The following is a 23,701-nucleotide window of genomic DNA, read 5'->3' as shown; positions in this document are numbered from 1 at the left end:
CTCGAGGGCCTCGTCGTATTTCTCGCGATTGAGTGCCGAGGCGGCTTCTTTTAGCAACTTGACCATGACGTTGACCTCCTTGCCCTCTGCCTTGGCATCCAGGAGCGCGGACTTGGCTCTCTTCATCTCCTCATTGATCTCGCCAGGAAGCAAGGCCATCATCTGTTCCCTTCCTTTCCTGGCCATGATTCCCATCATGCTGTAATCGCCGTTCTCCCCAGCAGCCTTTGCCTCCTCGAGCATCTTCCTGACGTCGGAGGTGTCTATGTAGAAACGCTCGGAATTGTCTATCAGCCGCTCGAGCTCTTTCACGAGATTCTGAGCCTCGACATACTTGCCGGTCAACGCCTCGGCCCGTCGCATGCCATCCTTGGTGTGGGTGAGCGCACCCTTGAGGTCCCCAGAATCCAGCTCCCGTCTCGCCATCGCCCTGCTCTCCTCAATTGGCGAGGGATTCTCATTCATCTTGACAGCGATCTGCTTGAGCTTGTCGAGGTCGTTGATGTCCTCCTCGACCCTGGCCTTGATCGCGGATTCGATGCTCTCCTTGCATTCCCTCACGTATCCGTTGGCCAACTCAAGATCGTTCTGCTTGCCTGCGGAGACGGCCTTGTCGATCAGCAGCTTCGCCTGAGATGTATCTACGTCGAATTCCCGGGCTAGAGCCAACATGGGTTTCACCTCGGCCACCAGTCGAGGGAACTCTTCTTTGAGCGATCTCTCCGCTGAAGCTTCCTCGATCTTCTCGACCCCGTCAGCCTCAGAGCTCTCGATGGCCTGCACCTCGCTCTCAGGAGTCCCCAGCTCGGATTCAGCCTCACTCTCCTCTGGAATAAATATCTCGAACTCGGCGCCGCAATTAGAGCAGGCCGTTGCCTCGTCGAGGAGGGGTTCTCCACACTCGGGGCACCTAAGCTCCTCGACCTCCTCGATGATGAACTCCACACCGCAACAAGGACACTTTGAAATAGCCCCTGCAATGTGGGTCCCGCATTCGGGACAATCAAACTCAAAAACCTCAGATTCCTTGTTCTTATCTGGGGATTCCTCATGAACCAATAGCAACACCCCGGTGCCAGAGACTCTATTTGGTTTGTGAATAAATACTTGTCGACATCCTTATTAAATGCGATTTTCACTCTTGGAATTCAGTATCTCCTGCATGACCACGGCCCCATACAAAGGGGAGGGGGTTTCGCTTATGATGGTAACGTCGGAATCCCAATCGCCAAGGACTTCTGCAATCGTCTCGAAGCGGGGCTGCCCTTCCTCGATGGGCAGGTGTCTCCTCTCGCCCCGCTCACCGAATTCGACCGAGCTGTAATGGCAGTGTAGATGTCCATCATAATAAGAGAGGACATCATCCAGGCTTGACCGGACTGCTTCTAATGAATCGAGACTGCCTCCTCCCAATGCGTGTAGGTGAGCGAAGTCCACCACTGGAATCACTCCATCGATGGATCCCACGACCTCGCCAATTTCATCGATACGCCCCCAGGCTGCCTTCTTTCCCATCGTCTCCAGGCCAATGATGGGCGGGTTCAGGGATCTCTCTTGCATCAGGTCAAGGCACCTTTCGATGCATCTCATCACCACGCCCGTGACATCGCCTGGATTCATACCGTGGTAAAGTGCAGCGTGGACAACGATGATCCAGGCGCCGGCATTACCAGCAATCTCCGCTGTCCTCAGAACCCAGTCAATGCTCTTCTCAACCGTCTCCTCCTTTCTGGAGTTGAAGTTGATGTAGTACGGTGCATGGGCACTTACGAGTAGGTCCAGCTCCCGTGCCCTCTCCCCGATGCTGGTGGCTTTTTCTTTACCCATCTTGACCTGCCTAACGAACTGAAGCTCGATTGCATTCAGCCCACTTTCCTTGACTTTCTGCAGTGCGTCTAGAGGGTTCTTCGACCCTTCGGGGTATCCGGCGGGACCTATGTGGAACACGAAATCTTCAAGGAGATCGGTGTTGAAAAGCTTTGGCCATTTTTCAGAGCCCGATGCGGAACCAGTCCCAACCATGCAAGATTCGTCCCATCGAACTCTCCAAGGCACAGGCAATCGGGTCTGATAAGTTCAATCAGCACCGGAGAACCGAGTAACATGGGCGTTCCGGAGATCTGCGGATTTCATCGGAGGTGGATGGTTGATTGAAGCAAGAACAGCTAGGGATTGTGTTCAGGTCATAAAGGAAGTCATTTGATGATAAAAACCTATTTTACTGAAGAATGGGCTGTATATTGGATAGCATGATCGATATCGAGGCCGTTCTTATCGAGAAACCTGATGACAGCAATGTCATTATCGGGCAGACCCACTTCATCAAAAGCGTGGAAGATCTCTACGAGGCCATGGTGAACTCGGTCCCCACCATCAAATTCGGGATCGGTTTCTGTGAGGCATCCCAGGACAGGCTTGTTAGGGTCGATGGAAACGACCAGGACCTGGTCCAGGTTGCCGCTGACAACGCCATGCGAATTGGTGCGGGTCATGTCTTCGTTGTGATCATGAAGGACGCTTTTCCCATAAACGTGCTAAGAGCGGTCAAGTCTGTACCGGAGGTCTGCAGCGTTTTCTGTGCCACGGCCAATGATGTTGAGGTGCTTGTGGCCAGCACCTCCAGAGGAAGGGGTGTTGTGGGCGTGGTGGATGGTCAGACCCCTGTGGGTGTGGAGACGGAGGACCATGTCAAGAAAAGAAAGGAGTTTCTCAGGGCGATCGGATACAAGCGTTGAGTCCGAGGCAACGCTCGATCTCTACGAGGCGACGGCCCGCTACTACGACCTCCAGTACAAGGACTTTCCCCAAGATGTGGATTTCTACACTGACCTGGCTGAGGTGACTGGGGGCCCTGTGCTTGAATGCATGTGCGGAACCGGGCGCATACTAATCCCACTGGCAATGGCAGACTTCGAAGTGCTGGGAGTGGATCGGAGCCCTGCCATGCTTGACGAGTGCACAAGGAAGATCGATCTGTGTGATCCAAAGGTCCAGGCACGAATTGAGATCATCCAGGATGATGTTAGGAGATTCAAGACGGAAAGAAGGTTCAAGCTCACCATCGTCCCTTTCAATTCCTTCCTTCACCTGCTTGAGACAAGCGACCAAGAATCCGCACTGCGCAACCTTCATGAACATATGGAGGAGGATGGGCTGCTCGTGATCGGGATATTCAACCCAGACCTCAGCAGACCAGAGGGAATTATGAGGCACATAGAGACCATTTTGACCGATGAGGGCGAGGTGGTCAGCAGATTCGAGACTCAGATTTTTGACCGTCCGGCGCAAAAGACGACGGTCCATTACTTCTTTGACATTTCCAGGCAGGACAAGCCAATGAGAAGGGTGACGGCGATGTTCACCCTCCGTTACCTGTTCTACAGAGAGATGATGGAGCTGATGCAAAGGACTGGTTTCGAGGTGCTTGAGGTCTACGGGGACTACGAACTTTCCCCATTCACTAAAAAGAGTGACCTCATGATCTTCCTTGCCAGGCGGTCATGATGCTCCCTTCGATGAACCTCGATCTGACGCTTGGGTGCGGACAGGTCTTCCGGTGGTTCAGGGATGGCGAATGGTGGTCAGGTGTGATAGATGGGCAAGAGGTCTATCTCAGGGCCGATGAGCGAGGTATTGAGGTTCGGGGAGAGCTCTCCAGAGATCGTCTAAGAGAATACTTCAGAGCAGGGGATGATCTAGAAATCATTTACGCCGAGATCGCCAAGGACAGCCTCATGAGGGATCTGACATCCAGGTTCAGGGGCTTGAGATTGATTAGACAGGACCCTTGGGAATGCTCGCTATCCTACCTCCTGGCCACGAACGCCAACGTACCGAGGATTCAGAAGATGGTGGATACGGTTTGCAGGACCTTCGGACCCCGCCTTCCGGGGGGGAGGTACGCCTTTCCCACGCCTTCCAATATACTTGACAAGGAGGAGCAGACGTTGAAGTGTGGCTTGGGTTACAGATGTGGAAGAATGGTGGAGTTCGCACACAGGGTGGAAGAAGGGCATCTTGATTTCGAGGCCCTGGTGGGGATGAGCTACACCGAGTGCATTTCGTACCTGAAGGGTTTCGAAGGGATCGGTGACAAGGTGGCCGATTGCATAGCTCTGTTCAGCCTCGATCACCTGGAAGCTTTTCCGGTCGATGTGAGAATCAGAAGAGTGATGGACAGCGTCTACGGCATTACCGGCAGCTACAGGGCGGTGAGAGAGCGCGGACAGGAGTATTTCGGTAGGTACGCTGGTTACGCACAAGAATTGCTCTATCACTGGGATGGTTTGAGGGGCACTTGATTCAATCTGGTTCGCACCATACGCATGCGGGTGCTTTCTCACCTGCCTGGATCTCGTAGATCCTGCAGAGCATGCCGCTCTTCTTCACCATTTTACAAATATTGCAGGTCTCGGTGACTATGTCGGATCCATTCAACATCCGGACGGCGGCCCTTTCTACCTCGACCTTGAACTCTGGGTATTTCCCGCTGTTCTCCATCTCTTTATTTGTTCCCCTCTTGGACTTGAGGTATTGAGAAATTGCCGCATCTGTCACCCCGAATCGCCTGGCGACCTCGGCCTGTGTGAGGCTGTGATTTTCAACAAGTTCCCTGGCCAGCTCCCTCCTGATCGAGGGTAGAACATACCAAACGATTAGCTCACAGGGGATCTTCATGGAGGGACGATACATATTAACGATAATAAAGGCTTCCATTTTTATTCGTCACATATCGTATCATTAGTTTGCGAGTGACGCTAAGATATTGTGGTGTGGGTACCCCTTTAGACGTCGGTGACCAAAAACATCAAGTCGGGGAAGTATGATTGGAGTCTCTCTTACGTTGATGACAAAGGAGGTCTGAAATTGCCTTTAGATGAGGTTATTGTCACTAGGAAGATCGTGGAACGCTTCTCAAATGAATTCTTGAACAGCCTGGATGTTGACGTGGTCATTACCGGGGCAGGTCCCGCCTCTCTCACCGCGGCGAGGTACCTCGCCAACGCCGGGAAGAAAGTGGTCATCTTTGAAAGACGGCTCTCCCCGGGTGGTGGTATGTGGGGAGGAGGTATGACATTCCCGGTCATGGTGGTGCAGGAGGAGTCCAAACACCTGCTGGAAGAGATCGGGGTCAAGTTGAGCGGTGGCGAGGATGGATACTACACAGCGGATTCTGTGGAAGCCTCCGCCAAGATGATCGCGGCCGCCATCGATGCCGGCGCCAGGTTATTCAACACGATCTCTGTGGAGGACGTCATAATCCGAGAGGGAAAGGTGAATGGCGTGGTCATAAACTGGAGCGCAATTCAGATCGCTGGACTGCATGTCGACCCTCTCTCGATCAGGGCCGAGTACCTGATAGATGCCACCGGCCACGACTGCGAGGTCGTCCATGTGGTGCAGAGGAAAGTGGGAAGGCTGAACACCCCCTCTGGTAAGATCGAGGGTGAGAAGAGCATGTGGGCGGAGGTGGCCGAGAAGCTCACCGTGGAGAATACGGTTGAGGTCTACCCCCATCTATACGTGGCAGGCATGGCCTGCAACGCGGTCATGGGAGCCCCGCGAATGGGGCCGATCTTCGGGGGTATGCTACTCTCAGGCAAGAAGGTGGCAGAGCTGATATTGGAAAGGCTCTAGACACTTCCAGGGTGCGTTTTCTCGTAGAACTCCTGGATCTCCCAATCGGGGATGGTGTCCGACTCCTCTCCCCGGATGGTCAGCTTCAGGCTCCGAATATGCTTACCCAGGACCTCTTTCGCCTCATCATCGCCATGGAAATCCAGTATGATTATGTCCGAGCCCCGTTTCTTCGATTTGAAGGTCCCGATTACATCGGTTCCGTAGAAGATCAGGGACACCAGCCCCTCGAATCTCTCTTTGATCCAAGGCCTGAGGTACGAGTAGAGGTTGTCCTCTGGGGTGAGAACGAAGCGGTCCTCGATGGCCGTGCCCATCTTGTCGAGATCGTCCTTCATGATCCAGTGGAGGGAGCCGCTGTCACCATCCAGAAACCCCTTTGCCAGGAAGTCTTCAGCCTCCAGCTCGGTCAGTATAGAACGTACCTCTCTCATGGGGAATTCGGACATGATATGTCGCTGCAGGTTCTCGGCGGTGAACACCCCAAAGGTTTGGAAGAGCCTGCGAATGACCTCACGTTTGGCCTCCCATACGCTGAGATCGCTGTCGCTGACCGCTCTTACCCTCCATCTGTGGTCGCTGAAGAGATAGCCGCCCTTGTGAAGTGCCCTGAGCGCCTCGTATGTGCCTCTCTTGCCCACAGGCGAGAGGTCATAGACCTCGTCCTTCTTCAGGGATGATCTCTCCCTGACTATCCGAAGGATGGCGGCCATATCCTCTGTCTTGGTGTGATCTTTGGCCCTTGCATACAGCGCGGCTGAATCAAGATCGGTGTAAGTCATGTAACCGGGAATTATATTCACCCGCTCCAGCAACCTCTGTTGCTGTAGCTTCTTCAATGGTACGGGAACCTTGCACCTCATGTAGGCCTCCGCATCGGATCGGAATCCCCCGTTCACCTTGACCCCTTCCAGAACATTCTCGTACCTGGAGTCGGTCGATATCCCCTGTTTTCGGATGATGTGGGCCAGGAGGTCATCCCAAGCAAAGGAGTCTGGTATCAGTGCGCCCTTAGCAAGGAAGTTGCCGATCCTCATGAAGCCCCGGCTGGTGAACTCCTTCTCTATGTCCACGGGCAGCTCGGAAACGCTGGTTCCCATGACCTCCGTTACCCTCAGCACGTCCAGACCATTCATTGAGTGGAATCTCATCACCTCATCAATGGCCTCTATGACCTGAGGAAGGAGAGCCTCGTCATCCAGATCTAGCGAGCGAATCTCCACGAACCCGCTCATGTTCCACTTCTCGATCGCTCCCACCAGTCTCGCGCCCTGGAGTATGGGGAATATCCATCGATCACCGTAGCGGGAGGACACCTCTGCCCACTTCGGCTGTACGGCTGGGTCATAGAGAGACCTTATCCTTATTGATGAATCCCCCTCCTCAAAAGACTCCAGGGCTTTGAGCTCGTCCGCCATCAAGAACATCTCGGTTCCCTCCTCCCCCACCGATATGGTTTCAAGCTCCATACCAAGGAGAGCATCCAGTATCTCGTGCTTTCCGAATCTGGTGTAGTGTCTGATGGCGGTCAGAGGTACTGGACCATGGGCCCTGATGAATCTTTCCACGATCGCTGCCTTTGGATCACCATCGAAGGATGGGATATCACACTTGACATAGACATTCTCCGAAGACCAGCTTTCGTTTCCGGTGAACATCCGGACCACGTACATGTTCCTGTCCAACCGGTCAAGAGATTCCTTGATCTGCTCCTTGCCAAGATCTGTCATTGAAACCAGCTGTCTCAGGGTCAGTCCCTCGTGCCTTGTGATCAGGTCGAGTACATTGAGGTCTCTTTGAGTGAGACCCGCCTCCCTGAACGCGGAGACGAACATGGGGGCATCCTGGGCTAGGATATACCTCACCCTGCCTCTCAGGAATCGCCCCAGGAGTGTCTTCCCGCTCTCTCTCCGCTCAGCCCAACTTCCCATGTCGAATTCCGGGACGCGCAGGAAGACGTCGAAGGGGAGACCGACCTCGCCCAAGAACCTGATGCAATCCTCTATGGTCTCGAAAGGGCCAGATTGTTTACTTCGCCTGTATTCCTCCACCGTGCGGTGATCGTAGGCGGCCAGGGAGTCCGATCTCAGCCGCAGGTAGTCCCTTCTCAACATATACTGGTCGTGCTCTGACACCAGGAAACGGCCTTTGGTGAGGAGCCCCTCTCTTACCATATCATCAAGGGTGATGTTCACCTCACCCTCGCGGAGGTTGAGAGCATATGCGACCTCTTCCACCGTGGCTGGGGCGAAAGCGTTCAAATACTTGGTCACCGCCCGGTCCAAGGCACCCTCCCTGGGAACGGTGCTTAGATCCCTTCGGGCGTAGTACCACCTGCTACCATCATGGTCAGCCCTTCCCATGAGGAAGGCGGACTCCAGCTTTCTGAGCGATGCGAGCACTATCTCAGGGGACGAATCAAGGGATTCGGACAGCTCCTTCACCGTCGACAGTTCATCCACGCGGTCGAGGATCGCATTTTCCAGGTCGCCCAGCCTTCTTTCCCTCCTGAGAAGGGTGGCGTAGGAGGTGAGGTCTTCCGTGGCCACGAAATATACATCGTCTATATACACTGACGATATCTCTCCTTCACGAAGAAGATCCCTGGCCCAGGAATCGAGCTCTCTCCGGTCCACCTCGCTGAAGGGATATATGGAGCGCCCCCGTTCCTTGAAGATGCGAAGGGGGCCAACAGCGGAGAGCAGCCTGGGAATATCCGCCCTCTCCTGAATTCCCTCAATCTTCCGTCTGAAGTAACCGGTCACCTTCTCGGCATCGAACTCGAATACATCCAGTTCGTCGGCCATGACCTTGGCAAGCACCTTTCTATGAAGCTCCTTCAACAGGGCGCTCCTATCTTCCATTAGGACCAGATCGGATATCCCGCTGAGAATGACGCCGTGGGCAAAGGGCGAGGGCGCGGAGGAGTAATCTATGATTGTGATTTCCATCTCGCCCCTCTCCAGCATATCCAGGACGATCTCAGCGTTCTCCAGGTCCATGACGTCCCTTAATATCTCCCGGTACGTCTCCTCAATCACTGGAAAGGTGGTCATCTGCCCCAAGGAGTCGAGGAGATACGATGAACGGACCTGCTGCCGGTTCACCGACACCTGTCTCCCCTTGTACGCGCGGAGGACCATGAAGCTCCTGGCGGCGGTGTGTCGGAATCGCTGTTTGAACAGCTCGGAGTCCTTGACCGCCTTTCTGAGTATTGCCTCCAGGTTGCTGGAGGATACCATTCCTGCCATCTCGGAGAGATCCACCTTCTTGGGCGAGGTTATCATGAAAGCGTCGTCGGTCACCGAGACTGAGGTATTGCAGCCGTAGAGCTTGGTTATCTGGAATGCGTAGGCCCGCGAAAAAGCGTCGTTCAGCCTCCTGCCGAAGGGGAAGTGGAACACGATGTTGTATCTGCCGCCCATATCGATGTAGCCCTCCACCGCCAGCCGCCGGTCATCGGGAATGGTCTGACATGAGGACAGCTGCTCTTCGAAGTAGCTGAGTATGGTACGGGCGGAGCCCCTGTCGACGTCGAACGATTCGCAGAGCCAAAGGATGGTAGCTTCATCGTCGTCCCCCAGGCGTTGGGCCATCTCCCTCCTGAAGCGGGCTATCTCCATGGAGAGATCGAAGGATCGAGGCAGCATCTCGCCAGTCCATGAGGGCACTGTGGGCTTTCTTCCATGGGCCTCCGTGACGAAGGCCTTCATGCCCTTTATCCGGCGGAACTGATAGGTCTTCCCGCCCAGCACGAAGACATCGTTTGGGGAGAGCCTTTCGGCGAACTTCTCGGAAAGATCGCCCACCATAGCGCCCCTATCCGTGAACACACGGTAATTGGCTTCCTCCGGGATCGTCCCGATGTTCATGGAATATATCATCCTCGAGCCCCGCTTCCGGCCGAAGCGGCCCTCATCCTCGTCGTACCATATCTTGGAATAGACGCCCTCGAACTCGTCCTTGCTGCTCAGGTAGCGGATGACGTCCATGAAGCTCTCACGGGGGAGGTTCCTGTAGCAGTATGATCTCCGAACCACCTCGAACGCCTCGTCGAAGTCCCAACGACGCTCGATGCTCATGCCCACAATGTTCTGGGCCAGGACGTCCAGGGAGTTCTCTGGAATTGTGACTCGATCGACCCTTCCGCCATGGGCGGCACGGGAGAGCACGGCGCACTCCACCAGATCATCATTGTCCATTACCAACATCCGACCCTTGGCCGTCTGACCGTAACCGTGACCGCTCCGCCCGATACGCTGGAGGCCCTTGGCCACTGACTTTGGGGATCCGATCTGACAGACCAGGTCGATGGAGCCGATGTCTATGCCAAGCTCCAATGAGGTGGAGGACACCACACACTTCAACTCTCCATTCTTCAGCCTCTCCTCGACGTTCAGTCGGGTCTCCTTGCTGAGAGACCCATGGTGGGCCTCTATGTCCTCTAGACCCCGCTCCTTCAGCTTGTATACCACGCTCTCGGTGCCGCTCCTGGTGTTGGTGAAGACGAGAGTGGTCGTGTGCCTCTCGATCATCTCCTTCAGGGTGTCGTACATCTTGGCGTTCACTATCTCGAACGGTAGCGCGGTCATATCCTCGGCCGGACATATGACCTCCATGTCCAGATCCTTCCTGGCTTCAGCCTCCACCAGGGCGATGTCCCGCTGCTCGCCGTTCTCATACCCAGACAGGAAACCGGCTATCTTCTCCATGGGGGCAAGGGTGGCTGAAAGGCCTACCCTCACGAAGCGGGAAGAGCAGAAATCCTGGAGCCTCTCCAGAGTGAGTGAGAGATGCACGCCCCGCTTGGAGTCGCAGATCTCGTGGATCTCGTCTACTATTATCCACTCCACCTCCGAGAAGCGCTCCTTGAACTTGGGAGCCGCAAGGATCAAAGAAAGCGACTCGGGAGTGGTAATGAAGATATGAGGTGGCTTCCTCAACTGCTTCTGTCTTTCATAGGGGGTGGTGTCACCTGACCGCACTCCGACACGAATGTCAGGAAAGTCGATACCCTTCTCAGCAGCGAGGGATCTCATCTCCCGAAGAGGTTCCTCCAGGTTCCTGTTGATATCATTTGCCAGGGCTTTCAGAGGGGAGATGTAGATCGCATAGATTCTGTCTTCCAGCTCACCGGCCTCGGCGTACTTGAACAGCTCGTTGATGATGGAGAGAAAGGCGGTAAGTGTCTTACCCGACCCCGTGGGTGAGGAGACCAGTACGCTCCTCCTTTCGTGAATGAGCGGGATCGCGTAGGATTGGGGCTCGGTCAGGCCTTCGAATCTCGAGGTGAACCACTTCTCTATAAGGGGCTCCATCAAGCCCATGACCTCTTCCTTTGACCCTCTTCTATTGATCCTCTCCATTGATCGGTCTCCTGTCGAATCACGTCCGATTGCCCATACCCCTATTAACAGTTTGCGAAGCCACTCGGTAGAAATCATTCAGTAACAGATTTAACCTGATATGGATATAGAGCGAGTGCTATGAGAACCGGGGTCGCTGTCACGTTAATCGTTGTTGGCCTTCTCTTCATCGGAATAGCGGAGACTGGTGAAGCAGCCTGGCCAGATGACATGTGGGTATCTGGCACCGTTGTCGATGATAATGGGGAACCATTCGCCGGTGTCAACATCACCGCGGAGAACACCACCACGGGCTTGCGGTACTATGCAACGACCGAGTCGAACGGGACGTACAACATCTCCCTGCCGGTCGGTTCATATAACATTTCAGCGGTCAGGACTAACTATTCGGCTAACACCACTTACCAGATGCTGAACGTTAGCGAGAATCTCACGGGTCTTGATTTCACACTTAGCGAGCTCCTCGGCACAGTCACTGGGTTTGTTACCAATGGTACGGTGCCCATAGCGGATGCCACGGTGTACTTGGTCAACGCCGAGTACAACTACTCCGCAAATACGACCATACCTTTGGGCCAATACGAGATCATCGATATCCAACCGGGTTCGTACGTGGCAAGGGCAGAGAAGGAGGGTTACTTGACCAATTACTCCGACATACCTATAGTGGTGGTCAGGGGTCAGACAACAGAGGTTGACTTCAATCTCACCGCGGAACCGGCCACCATCTACGGGAAGGTAATGTTCGGTACCAGGGGACTCTCCGGTGTCCAGGTCCAGGTGGTGTCCAATGACTTCTCCATCACGGCAGTCACCGATTCCGTTGGCAATTACACCATCACAGATATTCCTGTGGGAGCCTACACAGTGATCTTCTCCAAAGAGGATTTCATAAGTCAGGAATTCCAGGTTACCCTTGGCGCAACGGTCCCCACGAACCTGGATGTCAGCCTGGAAAAGGAGGCCGGCACCAGCGGGGGATTCATACCCGGGTTCGACCTGCCTCACTCACTGATGGTGGTGGGCCTCATGCTGGCGCTCATCACACTGGTATTCGCCCTCTTCATAAGGTTGAAGGTCGAGAAGAGGCCCGATCTTCTTGAGAGAGAGGAAATCGAAGAGGAGGAGAGGGAGTAGATCATTCGATACGCAGGGATTTCACGATGCCCGGAAGATTATTCTTGACGCTCGATCTCACGTCCTCGTAAATAGAGTTGCCATGGGCGTCTATCGCAACCGTGAGGGGACCGAAATGATCCGCTTCCAGTATCCACAGGGCCTCTGGCATGCCTAGGTCCAACCACTCGACTCCAATGACATTCTTGATACCTCTTGCGGCAAGCACGGCCGCCCCTCCGGTGAGCGCGAGATAGACGCAGCCGTTCTCGTTCATGGCCTTGACAGTAGGAAGGGACATTCCCCCCTTTCCTATTATGATGGCGGGCTTGAATGCCTCGATGAATCTGGGCTCGAGGGAATTCATCCTGGCACTTGTTGTCGGTCCCGCCGCTACGAGCTTCCATTCATCCTGGTCCTTGACCATTATCGGTCCGCAGTGGAACACCGCACCACCCTGAAGATCAACCGGCAGCGGCTTCCCATCATCCAGATACTCCAATGCCCTAATATGCATCTCATCCCTGCCCGTGTGTATTACGCCAGAAAGGGTGATGAGGTCACCGCAGCGAAGGGACCTGACGACCTCGGTGCTCGATGGAAGGTCAAGATTCAATCGAACCCCTCCCTCGAGTAACTGACCATTCCATCCGGGTATATCCTGGCACATGCCCTGCGGCCAGCCCAGCATTGCAAACATACAGCCACAGGAAGACTGGCGGTGTGACAGTGAGCTGATTCGATCCTCACGCCAAGGACCGTTGTCCTGCCTCCAAGACCCATGGGACCAATGCCGGTGGCGTTGAGGGCTTCCTTGAGTTCGTGCTCCAGCTCGGCCAGCATTGGGTCTGGATGCTCAACATCAAGCGGACGCATCAGAGCCCTCTTGGCCAGCTGGGGTGCGATGTCCGAGGAACCTCCTATACCCACGCCAACGATGGTGGGTGGACAGGGCTTTCCACCTGCTTCCACCACAGAGTCGAGGACGAACTTCTTGATACCCGATATTCCATCAGAGGGTCTGAGCATTGCCAACCGGCTCATGTTCTCCGATCCGGCACCTTTGGGCATGACCGTGATCTCGATCATTTCCTCCATAGAAGGGCTCCAGACCACGTGAGGTATCTCCTTCCCAATGTTCGTGCCCGAGTTCTCCCTGGTGATCGGGTGCACGGCATTCGGTCTGAGTGGAATCTCCTTGGTGGCCATCTCCACACCGTTCCTGATCGCCTCCTCAATGCCATCCTCATAGTGCCCTCTGAGGAAGAAAAGCGGGATTCCGGTGTCCTGGCACATGGGGGTCCCGCTATCCTCTGCTAGCCGGATGTTCTCAAGAATGGCCTCCAACTGGGCCCTAGCCACTGAAGATGTTTCACTCTCCAAAGATTCCTCCAAAGCCTCCATCACATCTCTTGGGAGAGAGGTCACGGCCATTCTTAGAATGTTCACCACAGTCCTTTCGACCAGCTCGAAAGGCAGTACGCGGACCGGTATCAGTTGTTTACTTGACATCTGACTCCTCCATTGAGCGCCCACTTTACGCAGGTCATTGGGTTGCGTTCCACATATTGTTCACAAATATTATAAGGGGCACTCACTCATGAAGTCCGATATTAATGAAGGAGGACGGGAAATGCAAGATCCCATAGTGATCGAGGGATTGGTAAAGGATTTCAACGGTTTCAGAGCAGTGGACTCCCTCGATCTTAAGGTGCAAAGGAACAGTTTCCTCGGTTTTCTCGGTCCCAACGGAGCGGGGAAGACCACCACCATCAAGATCCTTACGAATCTCCTGAAGGCTACAAACGGTCAAGCCTTCCTCAACGGTACAGATGTGGTCAAGTCGCCCAAAGAGGCGCTCTCATGCGTGGGAGCTGTTGTTGAGACACCGGAGTTCTATCCATACCTGACCCCCAGGGAGACCTTGGAGTTCCTGGGAAGCCTGAGGGGCATGACAAAAGAAGCGATCAAGTCTAAATCGTACGAGCTCCTGGAAACAGTGAAGCTATCAGAGGTCGTCGACAAGCGTATCGGGGAGTTCTCGAAAGGAATGAAGCAGCGGTTGGCCATCGCACAGGCACTGCTTCACGAGCCCAGCGTTCTGATCCTCGATGAGCCTACCAGCGGCCTTGATCCCCGGGGAATGGTAGAGGTCAGGGACATCCTGAAGGAGCTGAAGAAGGGCGACTACACCATCTTCATGTCGTCCCACCTGCTGAACGAAGTCCAGGAGATCTGCGATTACGTGGCCTTGATCGACCACGGAAAGATGCTCGCCCACGGATCGGTGGAAGACCTTACCAACATGACACAGACCAGGCGGATCCAAATCTTTACCTTGGAACCGGTGAGCGGAAGCGTGGTGGAGGCGGTCTCTCGCATGAATGGCGTTGGTAATGTTCTCCGTCCGACCGATGAGATGATGTTGGTGGAATTCAACGGCGATCCATATGATCAGGCAGCGCTCCTTGAGAATATCATGAAGCTCGAGGTGAAGGTGTCCCAGTTCAAGGAGGAGAAGTTGGCCCTGGAGACGCTATACATGAACCTGATCAAGGAGTCGAGGTGATATCATGGAGTACGCAAGAGAAATCACGCCGCCATCCGACATCAACCAGATATATCTCGTTGGAAAGTACGAGCTCCTCAAGCACATGAGGAGCAAGCGTCTGTACGGGATCGTGGCTTTGGAGATCATCATAATAGTTCTATTCCTGGCGATCCCTCCCCTTACCGGCAATGATTACAACTCTGATCCGGCCGGTTTTGCTGGAGAATTCTACTCATTTACCTGGATATTGCTGGTGATATGCGCCACGCTCTTCGCGGGCGACTCTCTGGTATCGGAGTTTCAGAACAGGACTGGATACCTCATATTCCCAAACCCCGTCAAGCGGGAGACGCTCTTCTTCGGTAAGTTCGCCGCTACGGTGGCGATAACGTTCGCTGTCGTCATTCTATATTACCTGATCGTCTCAATCGCTTGCCTTGCCATAACCGGAAGCGTGTCAGAACTCACTCTGAATTCGCTGGGCCTGGCATTACTCTTCGCTATTGGAGCTAGTGCAATAGGTTATCTCATAAGTTCGTTCATGAAGGGAGGGACGGGAGCTCTGGTGTTCACATTCGCGTTCTTATTCCTGATAATGCCGATCGTTGATTCGGTATGCAGCGTCGCTTTGGTCAAGCCTAATTTCTCACTGAGTTTCATGGCAGGAGCGATCGGATACGTGATGCAGACTCCTTATCCAACTGACTTCATACAGGTGTACCCGCCCCCGCCTGCGGAACCGGTGATCGAGATTGGAATGTACTACCCGGATCCAGTTCTCGCAGCGATCGTTGCCTTGATATACGCTGCGGTGGCAATCGCCATAGCACTCTTCTTCTTTAAAAGGAGAGAGATGTCCGCCTGAGGTGATCGGATGAAGATCGAGATCATCCACATCGGTGACGAGCTTCTTACTGGAGAGATAGATCCCTATCCTAAAGCACTCATCGAGATGGTACGAGGGAAGGGGGCGAACCTGAACCAGGTCACCGTGGTCAGGGACAACTACGATGACATAATACGGCTCCTTGGATCGTCGGAGGAGGCTGGAGTGGACATCCTGATCATCACTGGCGGCCTGGGGCCCACCCTGGACGACATCACAAGGCATGTAGTGGCAGATTTCCTCGGAACGAAGCTGGAGCTGAGGGACGACGCGGTGGAGTGGTTCATCGAGGCTGTCAAGAAGATGTATGGTGCCAAGCCAGTCATGACGGATGAGAACGCGCTCATGGCCATGATTCCTGAGAGCGCAACGGCGCTCAGGAACATCACCGGAGCGGCGGCTGGCATCGACGCTACAAAGGGTGAGATGAGGATATTCTGCCTTCCAGGATTTCCAAAGGAGATGCTCCCCATGTTCGAAGAGTACATCCTCCCTCTAATCGAAGGGGAGGAGGTATACGAGAAGGAAATCCGGGGGAAGCGGGGGGAATCCACCATGGCACCCTTGTTCCAAGAGATCGTCCGCAACTTCAGGGTGAGGATAGCTTCCCTTCCCACAGAGAACTGGTTGGAAGAGGGCAACCGGATCATCATCAAGGGCGATGACCCGGACGAGGTCGGGAAGGCGGCAACGCGACTCCTGGAGATGATCGAGGAATCGAGGGACGAGTTCGTCCTTGAATGACCGAACTCAATTTAATCCAACACCTTGATTCGGTGTCATGGCGATCTGTCCGGATTGCAAGGAAAGCGGACTGGAAGTCGAGAAGATCGTGGTCGCAAACCACGCAAAGGAGACGACCTGGCCCCTGGGAGAGGAGCAGTACTTCCTATGTGAGGCACCTGGATGCGAAGTGGTGTACTTCACCGAATCCCATTCTAGGATTTTCAGAACGGAAGATGTCAAGACCCGGGTCACCTTCAAGTGCGATTCGGAGCCGAAGCCTCTGTGTTACTGCAAACAGGTGACCGAAGAGGATGTCCTCCGGGCGATAGCGAATGGGGCGAGCACCTTTGAAGAAGTGAAAGAGGCCACTAGCATCGGAGGAGGAGGTTTCTGCAAGATCACGAATCCGGCCGGTAGATGCTGCAGCAGGAACTACAAGCCATTCATCATGAAGGCTTTGGAGGAGAGGGGTGAACTAGAATCTTGATGGTCCTGTGGTTCAAGAAAAGTATCAATAAGGTACGAGGAAGAGCTCTGCTTCGTATGAGAACACCTTGACTGCGTCCCCTTTCGTTTGGAAACTCTCTGGCTTTCTCAGCTCCACTGTCCCGTAGGTTACTGGATGCATGACCTGGATCTCGTCAGCGCTCTCGGAAACGATCACCGCCTCCATGATGTCCGATTCCGTTCCCTTTACCCGGACATTCTCGAGATCGTGATTCTGCATGGTAACATGCTGGTGATCTGAAAGTTTCCTGAGCCGCGTGTTGGTGGAGGAGATGCCCTCCACTAGGTGCAGTTTTCCATCCAATGAAATGATGTCGTGCAGCTGGTATGCAGGAAGGCGCACCAGGAAGGTTATCCTGTACACGTCCTTCCCGTCCTTCTTGCCTAACAAGGATGATGATTCCTTGGTCTCCGCTCCATAAGCCGCTGCAAGCTCCTTGGATATCATTCGGCCGAGGTTGTTGGAAGACAGGTAGACGTCGAAGCCGCCGTGAAGCTCTTCAAGCTTTGAGATGAACAGCTCCCTGTTCTCCGATGCCGCCCTCTCCACCATGTCCTCTATCTGCTCCAGGATCAGCTCCTTGTCCCCACGATCCAGAGACCGGTCGCGGGATCTCACCTGGAGTATGGACTCGAAGTAGGAGCCTTTGATCTTGCTGCACTTGGGGCAGGAGGCTCCTTTCACCCTGACGGTTGTCACCAGATGCTCGGTCTTGACGAGGTCCTCCATCTGCAAAATCATCTCGATCGAGACCTCGAAGTTGCTGCGATCCAGCGGAGTGACTGCCACCTCGACTGATTTGATTTTTGACCCGCTGCGAACCTTGACCGATCGAGTCGCGATGTCCGCCGCCGCATCCTCGACAGACCCGAACGATCTCCACTTCCCGTTGATGATGAATTCATGGCAATGAGCGCACCTTGTCAGGTCAATGTACTCGTTTATCTCGGTGAACCTATTCCGTGACAAGAAACACTGGGCGCAAAGCGACTCGTAGGTGGCGCCCTCTTTACCACACTCGACGCAGAACATCTTACATCTTCACCAGCTGGGCGTGAGGTACCCCGCCAATGTACAGAATGCAGTCCTCATCAATGAACTTGTGCTTGATCGCCAAAGCCACCGTCCTTTCGCCTACGAGATTCGCCATGGTGGCATTGTTCAGCCGGTTCAGAAGAAGCTCCTCGCTGGCGTCCTCCCCTTCGTAGAACGCAGGTCTCACCTCCAGCTTGAGCTCTCCCTCTCTCAGAACATTGCCCAGGAGTTCCCTGTCGCATGCCGCTACCAGTATGTCTCCGCCCGCCCTGTGGATCCGTACAGTGATCGTGATCATCCCTCCATTGCCAGCCTGTAATACCCAGCATGGGGCTGGTAGATCTCGCCCGCCTCGCTGAGCTTCTTGAGCAGCCGCCTCATCTTGTCCTCCTCGATTCCCTCGCTCTCGGCCGCCTGGAGCAGTACTTCGACGCTCACTCCCTTTGATCCCTCTGAACGCTCCGAGATCAACTTCCTCAGAACGCTGATCTGATCCCGCTGAGAGCGTGAGGTGCCCGTAGCGATAATATCGATGTCGATCTGCCCTTCCTGACCGGCAATCTTCTTAAGATAGTACTCGACGATTCTTACCGCCCGCCTGGCATCCTCTATGGATACGGTGTCGCTAAGCCTCGCGCGAGCGCTGGCTTCTGATATTCGGACGAAGGCCTCGAGCTGCCTAGCGGTTATTGGAACAGATCCATGGTCCTCGCCCCCCTTCCTAATCTCCATATAGTAATCATGGATGATCTTAATGGCCTCCTCAGTGAACACAGGATAGATGCGCTTGGAATGGGCAACATACTTTCTGAAGAAGTCCACCGACCATGCTGGACAGAGCTCCTGGGTCTCCTCCATGATCTTGCTGACAGGAACTCCAGGCATATCCTCCAGATCGGTGTCCGAGTACTTCCGGATCTGCCCTCTCCAGTGCGCCTTCAATATGTGATTGGTTATTTGCGAGTCCCTCTTGGCATCGGGCTTGTCGGTCATGGCGAATATCAGGTCAAATCTGGACATCAGGGCGGGGGGGAGATTGATCTGATCTGCTATGTACTGGTGCTCCTCGAATCTCCCGTACTTGGGGTTGGCCGCACCCAGTATGGAGCACCGACACTGGAGGGTGGCAGTGATTCCCGCCTTTGCCACCGAGATCGTCTGTGATTCCATGGCCTCGTGCATCGAGCTCCTGTCCTGATCGGTCATCTTGTCCAGTTCATCCACGCATGCCACTCCCTTGTCCGCCAGTACCAGTGCGCCAGCCTCCAGGGTCCACCTGCCCTCTCCAAAATCGTCCTTCACAGCCGCCGCGGTATTGTGCACCAGGAAGCCATTGCCCAGGAAGGCATGGGTGTTCCTGACGGTCAGGTCGTACACATATCTTGGGAGGTCGTCCTCGTAGCGCATTATCTTGACTATGGGAAGCCATCTTGGCTCTTGATCGCCCTTGTAGCCCCTCCAAAGCAGCTCGTCTCCATCATCGAGCTCGTTGGCCTGTCGCCATCCCTCCTCTCCGGACCTGCGGGACCACACCTTGGTCTCGGCAGTGCACCTGAGCCATCGCTTTTCAGATGTCTCGAGTTCCACAAGAAACGAAGGGGTGTTAATCCGCCAAATGGCCTCCACCTCTTCGTGTACCACTTCCCCGCTTCCGTTGACGCAGGCTACCCTCGGACCGTTGATCATCATCCGCTCTATGCCCTCTCGATACTCTTCGGGAAACCGCATCCTCTCCTCAACGAATTCCTCGATGTGGACATCCTCTCCGTCAACGAGTATATGAGTGAGGGGCGAAACACAAAGACCGGCCGCGGACGAACTCTTTCCTGAGGCGTAGATGCCACGGGGAGCAAGGGTGGACATGTAGCGAAGCAATTGAGAGTTATGAACGATGATATCCTCGGCTATGAAATTATGATGTTCTGGGACTTGGAGATCGTAGACATATGGATCTTCGTATTTGATTTCCTCAATACTCTCGACCAGATCCCAGAATACGTCTGATTCTGCAAGTTTCTTGATCTTCTCTATATCGCTTCTATTTTGATCGCTGAGAACCTCAGAGGTCAGAGAGGTAAACCCTTGGGCAGCCTGCATGCTGATCTCACTATTTGGACAATTCCTCTCGAGATATGAGACCCCGCTCTGGCTCATTCCAAAGGATTCTGCTAGGGCTTCTTGACTCATATGTAATGATCCCCTGATCGCTGCAGCCTCATCCCAAGAAATGGCTCCCTGATGGAGCCTATTTTCAATCGATTCGATCTGTTGATACCTCAGCTCTAATCCATTGACAATTCTAGAAAATGCATCGACCGATGGGTTCCTGTTACCGCTCAAATAATGTGCCATGGTGGGCCGGGGAACTGGATAATCGCTCTGGTACATCTTCAGAGCCCTTCTTGTTCGTTCTAGGTCTATTGCGGTATTGGGGATGAAGTCGAGATTGGTGTTGAGTTCCAGCCCTTTGGAAACGATTTCACTCAATCTGTGCTTCTTATCCGGACTTCTAAAGGGTATCTTCTCTTTGAACTTCTCGACTTCCCTACCGCTGACCAAGAGACGGTAATAGTGTCGTTCCATGTAACTGTTGAAGAACCTCTTTCTCCTCGATTGAATACCCAATCGAAGTAGAAGATGCTGGATATCCTTCAACAACTCAATGGATGAAGAGGGAATAGAGATCATTCTGGTGCCCTTTCTCACCGAGCCTTCCGCATCGAAGAAACCCGAAATGGCCGATGCGATTTCCTCGTGGCTACATCTGAAAAGGAGGTCAGGCATTCGCCTCTCAGGGGACGGCCTATCCAAACCCATATTTGAAAGTAAGGTGCAGAATTCAATTCCGCTGATAACGACCTCAAACGCATTCTTTCCCGCATGGGGTTTCCGAATCGAGGGTTTCATACCCATCTTCTTGGTAAGACCATATACCTCATCGAGAAGGGATCGGTCGTTGTTGGTGAAGAAGGCGTTGGCTGTTCCATTCTCCCTTATTTGAACATGACCGTCTCCAATCATCAATCCGATTAATCTCCAGAAATCAACAGCCTCGGTTGAGGACATGTTCAATCGAGTGGCGTTGTATGATCGGGATTTTCGATATTCTATTTCTGATGGATCTTGCATCTCTCCGGGTATGTCCAATGATCTGGGCGTGGCGATGAACTCTCCTTCTCTCAGTTCTTTCGCGGGCTTGGGTCTGATCCCGCCCTTCCAGACGAAGAATGGATGCGTTGGGGTCACAATCAGCTCCTTTCCTGAAAACGTCCGGAATCTCAGCATCTTTGATGGTGCGGTCCTCTTCCAGACGAGGTTTGCCCTTGCCTTCGTGAGCTTGCCGTCCTTTCCTAGAGAGATTACCTCAAGGTCTGTATTCGCATAGAAACCATCATCGGTGGTTCCTACTTCGCCATTCTCGATGGCGAAATCCACCAATTCTTTGATTCTCGCTCTTTGACCGTCTGCCAAAGTGACCCTGGAATCTCCAGAAACGCATTTTGCCACACCCGGATCTCCAACGAGGAGGATGTGGATGTCACCTCTTATCCTCGTGCCGTCATCAAGTTCCTTGGGTACCCCGCCGAAGAGCTGGAGTGCGATGGATTCCTTCTCGATGTCGTATCCGTAGATGGTGGGAGAGATCGAGGCCACGATTTTCTTGAAGACGTTGGGGTCGGCTGCCTCCTCCTTGATCCGTTCCTCATCCTCCTCACTGATGGCGACCTCTTCATACTCGTGCTCTTCGAACTCCATGGAGATCACGTCCAGATGGATGTCGAACAATGTGGACTTGCTGACTGTGCCCTTCTGAACCGATCTGAGGCTGCCGTTGAGGATGACCCTGTCTCCAGGTGATACATCTCCGGCAATATCATCCTCCATGAAGCCCACCAGCCTCTCGGGCTGCGCTCCCCCTCGCAAACCCTCTGGGCTCTCCTGTATCTCGATCTTCTGGGTGTCAACAAAGGTGGACTCCTCCGTCAGAAGCTTGAATTTCGTGGAGCTGGAGGACTTGCCGCAGCCGCCCTGGGCTTCGTAGCACTCCAGAGGCTCCTTGAAGAACATGCCCTCCTGGGGTTCCTTGATGATGGCGTGGCAGCGCAGGCACTCGAAGAGCGCGTCCACGATCTTGGGACGAACCTCGGTGGCCTTTCTCACCAATCCTTCGATTGAGATGAGCTTGCCCATGTGCTTGCTCCTGAGGTCCCTGATCTCCACCCTGCAGTCACGAGGAAGATCGATCAATCTAAGGTGAATCAATGCACCATCCCGGCTCGGGGGTGAGGCCTTGCATATTGCCTGCTCTCCCGTCCATATCCCGATGTTCGGGTGCTGCAGTACGAAGTCGGCCATGTCGGGATCGAAAGCGTCGAGATCGGAGTACCTGACATAGACGCTTCTCAGTTCGGGGAACAGTGTCGAGACCTCTATGACCTTGAGACGATAATGGGTGGCCTCGAAGAACTCCTCCCATCTGGAGATGAGGTCCTCTTTGGAGTATTCGTTGGGCAATTTCTTCTCTCCCTTACGTGTAGGAATTAGGTATCGCTTCATTTGATTAAATCTGATTGGTAAAAAACCTGATGTCTTACCAATACATGTATGCTGATTATAAGTCTGGGGGAGTGGGTAGGATTAGAGATAGTCCTCCTGGATGGCCACCACCCCGAGGCTGGTCTCGGCTTGAGCGTACCTTTCCAGAGGTTCCTTGTTGAGGATAAGGAATTGCTCGCCCCAGGAGAACTTCTCGAAGATCCCCTTGGCTTCCTGCCTGAAGCCCATTATGTAGAGGGCGGCGCCCAAGGCCTCCGCACTAGTGAGCCTCTGCGGCTTTCCCCAGTTGACGGGGTTGGCGGCGAAGAGCAGGGGAAGAGCCCTTTGGGCGACGTCCTTCCTTATCTTGGGGAACTCCTCTATGTTGTTCCAGGAGAGGTCCATCACCACGATCCCGTGCAGAACCGCCCTCTCTGCATCTTCACTGGAGATCGCCCTCTTGGCAAAGGGGTTGAGCACTATCGCCCCATGGGGTATCTTCTTGAGAGAGCCGAGTTCGTTGGCCAACCCGAACCTCAGCATCTTCCTGGCAGTGCACTTCTTCGGATCGCACTGCTTCTCATCGTAGACGAATAACTTGGGAACGGCCATTTGCAATCAATATGGCCATTCGTCATTTTCTTTCTTCCGATGAGACTGGATGATCAAGGGGGCGGATGCGATAACTTTAACTCCATTGGCTTTGATTGAGATTTGCCACGATGATGATCTGAATCCAATGCTGACCCGTGATGATAGACGGGCGAACTGAGTGGCACAAGAATTTGCTCCGGTGGAGAAAAGCTTATTATCCAGTCCTCCAGATGGTGGTTCAGGTGGATGGGATGACCACAGGGTATGCTATTCTTGAGAGCAGCAAAGCTCTTCAAATTCACTGGCTGCGAAGGATAGCGGCCATGCTGATAGATGCCGCAATAATCTTCATACCAATCAGGATAGCCTTGATATTCGTGACACCGATGAACCAGGACATCATTGCCGGCATCGCGACGGGAGTGGCATGGTTTGTCTACGCTGGTATCCTGGAGGGCAAGTACGGAAAGACGCTTGGTAAGCACCTGATGCACCTGAAGGTGGTGTCGATGGTGGACCAGAGGCTTCTCAGACAGGGATTCATAAGAAGCGTTCCAAAGCTGTTCTGGTATGCTTTCCTGCCCGTTGACACGCTGGTAGGTCTTGCCATGGATGGGGATCCAAGACAGAGGTTCACCGACAGGGTCTCATTGACGTCGGTCATAACCTTCGAGCCGGAGCTGGCTAAGATCAAGAAGAGGAGCCAACCCGCGAAGAAGGTCCAGGAATCTATTGAATTGGAATGA

At 53.9% G+C, this 23,701-nt stretch carries 20 protein-coding genes; 10 read left to right on the top strand and 10 right to left on the bottom strand.

What is annotated here, in order from left to right; genetic code table 11:
- Both GKC03_08750 and GKC03_08745 read right to left on the bottom strand, forming a co-directional pair.
- Nucleotides 1-1,059 (bottom strand): zinc ribbon domain-containing protein (locus tag GKC03_08750; protein NYT12615.1); only part of this gene is annotated, 1,059 nt, incomplete at its 3' end.
- A gap of 63 nt (nucleotides 1,060-1,122) precedes the next feature.
- Nucleotides 1,123-2,022, bottom strand: coding sequence for a TIM barrel protein (locus tag GKC03_08745; protein NYT12614.1), 900 nt, complete (start codon nucleotides 2,020-2,022; stop codon nucleotides 1,123-1,125).
- Between the two features lie 227 nt (nucleotides 2,023-2,249).
- On the opposite strand from GKC03_08745, the gene GKC03_08740 reads away from it, so the two are divergent.
- Genes GKC03_08740 through GKC03_08730 form a run of 3 tightly spaced genes read left to right on the top strand, consistent with a single transcriptional unit; the run spans nucleotide 2,250 to nucleotide 4,301 of the window.
- Nucleotides 2,250-2,735 (top strand): hypothetical protein, encoded by a 486-nt coding sequence (locus tag GKC03_08740; protein ID NYT12613.1) that lies wholly within the window; start codon nucleotides 2,250-2,252, stop codon nucleotides 2,733-2,735.
- Nucleotides 2,686-3,504, top strand: coding sequence for a class I SAM-dependent methyltransferase (locus tag GKC03_08735; protein NYT12612.1), 819 nt, complete (start codon nucleotides 2,686-2,688; stop codon nucleotides 3,502-3,504). Before GKC03_08740 ends, GKC03_08735 begins: the two co-directional genes overlap by 50 nt.
- Entirely contained in the window at nucleotides 3,501-4,301 is an 801-nt protein-coding gene (locus tag GKC03_08730; protein NYT12611.1) for a DNA-3-methyladenine glycosylase 2 family protein, read from the top strand. The genes GKC03_08735 and GKC03_08730 overlap by 4 nt, the downstream gene beginning before the upstream one ends.
- Before the next feature lies 1 nt (nucleotide 4,302).
- On the opposite strand, the gene GKC03_08725 is transcribed toward GKC03_08730, so the two are convergent.
- Entirely contained in the window at nucleotides 4,303-4,677 is a 375-nt protein-coding gene (locus tag GKC03_08725; protein NYT12610.1) for a transcriptional regulator, read from the bottom strand.
- A 189-nt stretch (nucleotides 4,678-4,866) separates the two neighbouring features.
- On the opposite strand from GKC03_08725, the gene GKC03_08720 reads away from it, so the two are divergent.
- Nucleotides 4,867-5,637, top strand: a complete 771-nt coding sequence (locus GKC03_08720; GenBank protein NYT12609.1) for a thiazole biosynthesis protein — start codon at nucleotides 4,867-4,869, stop codon at nucleotides 5,635-5,637.
- On the opposite strand, the gene GKC03_08715 is transcribed toward GKC03_08720, so the two are convergent.
- Complete coding sequence (locus GKC03_08715) at nucleotides 5,634-11,003, bottom strand: ATP-dependent helicase (protein NYT12608.1); 5,370 nt, start codon at nucleotides 11,001-11,003, stop codon at nucleotides 5,634-5,636. The genes GKC03_08720 and GKC03_08715 overlap by 4 nt on opposite strands.
- Before the next feature lie 120 nt (nucleotides 11,004-11,123).
- On the opposite strand from GKC03_08715, the gene GKC03_08710 reads away from it, so the two are divergent.
- Nucleotides 11,124-12,140, top strand: a complete 1,017-nt coding sequence (locus tag GKC03_08710) for a carboxypeptidase regulatory-like domain-containing protein (GenBank protein NYT12607.1) — start codon at nucleotides 11,124-11,126, stop codon at nucleotides 12,138-12,140.
- A 1-nt stretch (nucleotide 12,141) separates the two neighbouring features.
- Here the strand turns inward: GKC03_08710 and GKC03_08705 are convergent, their stop codons facing one another.
- Together GKC03_08705 and GKC03_08700 are read right to left on the bottom strand one after the other, a co-directional pair.
- A complete protein-coding gene (locus GKC03_08705) occupies nucleotides 12,142-12,810 on the bottom strand; it encodes a fumarate hydratase (protein ID NYT12606.1) in 669 nt (222 codons plus the stop codon).
- Entirely contained in the window at nucleotides 12,732-13,631 is a 900-nt protein-coding gene (locus tag GKC03_08700) for a fumarate hydratase (protein ID NYT12605.1), read from the bottom strand. The genes GKC03_08705 and GKC03_08700 overlap by 79 nt, the downstream gene beginning before the upstream one ends.
- 121 nt (nucleotides 13,632-13,752) lie before the next feature.
- Between GKC03_08700 and GKC03_08695 the strand changes: the two genes are divergently transcribed.
- The 4 genes from GKC03_08695 to GKC03_08680 are packed head-to-tail and all read left to right on the top strand — an operon-like array spanning nucleotide 13,753 to nucleotide 16,769.
- Complete coding sequence (locus GKC03_08695; protein ID NYT12604.1) at nucleotides 13,753-14,688, top strand: ABC transporter ATP-binding protein; 936 nt, start codon at nucleotides 13,753-13,755, stop codon at nucleotides 14,686-14,688.
- 4 nt (nucleotides 14,689-14,692) lie between these two features.
- Entirely contained in the window at nucleotides 14,693-15,535 is an 843-nt protein-coding gene (locus GKC03_08690; GenBank protein ID NYT12603.1) for an ABC transporter permease, read from the top strand.
- Nucleotides 15,536-15,544: 9 nt separating this feature from the next.
- Entirely contained in the window at nucleotides 15,545-16,300 is a 756-nt protein-coding gene (locus tag GKC03_08685; protein NYT12602.1) for a competence/damage-inducible protein A, read from the top strand.
- 37 nt (nucleotides 16,301-16,337) lie between these two features.
- Complete coding sequence (locus GKC03_08680; GenBank protein NYT12601.1) at nucleotides 16,338-16,769, top strand: (2Fe-2S)-binding protein; 432 nt, start codon at nucleotides 16,338-16,340, stop codon at nucleotides 16,767-16,769.
- Between the two features lie 24 nt (nucleotides 16,770-16,793).
- On the opposite strand, the gene GKC03_08675 is transcribed toward GKC03_08680, so the two are convergent.
- The 4 genes from GKC03_08675 to GKC03_08660 form a co-directional block, all read right to left on the bottom strand.
- Nucleotides 16,794-17,822: a hypothetical protein gene (locus GKC03_08675; GenBank protein NYT12600.1), complete on the bottom strand. Its 1,029-nt coding sequence runs from the start codon at nucleotides 17,820-17,822 to the stop codon at nucleotides 16,794-16,796.
- A gap of 1 nt (nucleotide 17,823) precedes the next feature.
- A complete protein-coding gene (locus tag GKC03_08670) occupies nucleotides 17,824-18,123 on the bottom strand; it encodes a DUF424 family protein (GenBank protein NYT12599.1) in 300 nt (99 codons plus the stop codon).
- A complete protein-coding gene (locus GKC03_08665; GenBank protein NYT12598.1) occupies nucleotides 18,120-22,382 on the bottom strand; it encodes a hypothetical protein in 4,263 nt (1,420 codons plus the stop codon). Before GKC03_08665 ends, GKC03_08670 begins: the two co-directional genes overlap by 4 nt.
- Nucleotides 22,383-22,463: 81 nt before the next feature.
- Nucleotides 22,464-22,973, bottom strand: a complete 510-nt coding sequence (locus tag GKC03_08660) for a DUF367 family protein (protein ID NYT12597.1) — start codon at nucleotides 22,971-22,973, stop codon at nucleotides 22,464-22,466.
- Between the two features lie 233 nt (nucleotides 22,974-23,206).
- Here GKC03_08660 and GKC03_08655 point away from each other — a divergent pair, with 233 nt between their 5' ends.
- Nucleotides 23,207-23,701, top strand: a complete 495-nt coding sequence (locus GKC03_08655; GenBank protein ID NYT12596.1) for an RDD family protein — start codon at nucleotides 23,207-23,209, stop codon at nucleotides 23,699-23,701.

This window comes from Methanomassiliicoccales archaeon (assembly GCA_013415695.1).
Lineage (GTDB): Archaea > Thermoplasmatota > Thermoplasmata > Methanomassiliicoccales > JAAEEP01 > JAAEEP01.
Note: the sequence above shows the minus strand (reverse complement) of the source record. Positions and strands in the feature narration are given on the sequence as shown.

Bases quoted from the DNA above. Each gene is read 5' to 3' on its own strand.
- GKC03_08745 (NYT12614.1), bottom strand. From the start codon at position 2,022: ATGGTTGGGACTGGTTCCGCATCGGGCTCTGAAAAATGGCCAAAGCTT.
- GKC03_08740 (NYT12613.1), top strand. From the start codon at position 2,250: ATGATCGATATCGAGGCCGTTCTTATCGAGAAACCTGATGACAGCAAT.
- GKC03_08735 (NYT12612.1), top strand. From the start codon at position 2,686: ATGTCAAGAAAAGAAAGGAGTTTCTCAGGGCGATCGGATACAAGCGTT.
- GKC03_08730 (NYT12611.1), top strand. From the start codon at position 3,501: ATGATGCTCCCTTCGATGAACCTCGATCTGACGCTTGGGTGCGGACAG.
- GKC03_08725 (NYT12610.1), bottom strand. From the start codon at position 4,677: ATGAAGATCCCCTGTGAGCTAATCGTTTGGTATGTTCTACCCTCGATC.
- GKC03_08715 (NYT12608.1), bottom strand. From the start codon at position 11,003: ATGGAGAGGATCAATAGAAGAGGGTCAAAGGAAGAGGTCATGGGCTTG.
- GKC03_08710 (NYT12607.1), top strand. From the start codon at position 11,124: ATGAGAACCGGGGTCGCTGTCACGTTAATCGTTGTTGGCCTTCTCTTC.
- GKC03_08705 (NYT12606.1), bottom strand. From the start codon at position 12,810: ATGCTGGGCTGGCCGCAGGGCATGTGCCAGGATATACCCGGATGGAAT.
- GKC03_08700 (NYT12605.1), bottom strand. From the start codon at position 13,631: ATGTCAAGTAAACAACTGATACCGGTCCGCGTACTGCCTTTCGAGCTG.
- GKC03_08695 (NYT12604.1), top strand. From the start codon at position 13,753: ATGCAAGATCCCATAGTGATCGAGGGATTGGTAAAGGATTTCAACGGT.
- GKC03_08690 (NYT12603.1), top strand. From the start codon at position 14,693: ATGGAGTACGCAAGAGAAATCACGCCGCCATCCGACATCAACCAGATA.
- GKC03_08685 (NYT12602.1), top strand. From the start codon at position 15,545: ATGAAGATCGAGATCATCCACATCGGTGACGAGCTTCTTACTGGAGAG.
- GKC03_08680 (NYT12601.1), top strand. From the start codon at position 16,338: ATGGCGATCTGTCCGGATTGCAAGGAAAGCGGACTGGAAGTCGAGAAG.
- GKC03_08675 (NYT12600.1), bottom strand. From the start codon at position 17,822: ATGTTCTGCGTCGAGTGTGGTAAAGAGGGCGCCACCTACGAGTCGCTT.
- GKC03_08670 (NYT12599.1), bottom strand. From the start codon at position 18,123: ATGATCACGATCACTGTACGGATCCACAGGGCGGGCGGAGACATACTG.
- GKC03_08665 (NYT12598.1), bottom strand. From the start codon at position 22,382: ATGAAGCGATACCTAATTCCTACACGTAAGGGAGAGAAGAAATTGCCC.
- GKC03_08660 (NYT12597.1), bottom strand. From the start codon at position 22,973: ATGGCCGTTCCCAAGTTATTCGTCTACGATGAGAAGCAGTGCGATCCG.
- GKC03_08655 (NYT12596.1), top strand. From the start codon at position 23,207: ATGACCACAGGGTATGCTATTCTTGAGAGCAGCAAAGCTCTTCAAATT.